This is a genomic window from Paenibacillus sp. EKM206P (assembly GCF_011066155.1).
Taxonomy (GTDB): domain Bacteria; phylum Bacillota; class Bacilli; order Paenibacillales; family Paenibacillaceae; genus Paenibacillus; species Paenibacillus polymyxa_D.
In genome coordinates this window covers 1-204 of record NZ_JAAMNQ010000151.1, presented here as the reverse complement: position 1 = coordinate 204, position 204 = coordinate 1, and the positions used below count along the sequence as shown (strand labels likewise).

Below are 204 nucleotides of genomic sequence, written 5' to 3'. Positions count from 1 at the left end.
GAGGCTTAGCTCAGCTGGGAGAGCATCTGCCTTACAAGCAGAGGGTCGGGGGTTCGATCCCCTCAGCCTCCACCATTTTTCATCCTCTTACCTGGATGAATTCTTGGGGAATTGTGAATCATATGCATATTGGGGATTAGCCAAGCGGTAAGGCAACGGACTTTGACTCCGTCATGCATAGGTTCAAATCCTATATCCCCAGCC

At 50.5% G+C, this 204-nt stretch carries 1 tRNA gene; it reads left to right on the top strand.

What is annotated here, in order from left to right:
* The first annotated feature begins 130 nt into the window (after positions 1 to 130).
* A tRNA-Gln gene (locus G9G53_RS26175) sits at positions 131 to 202 on the top strand.
* The last annotated feature ends 2 nt before the right edge of the window (positions 203 to 204 follow it).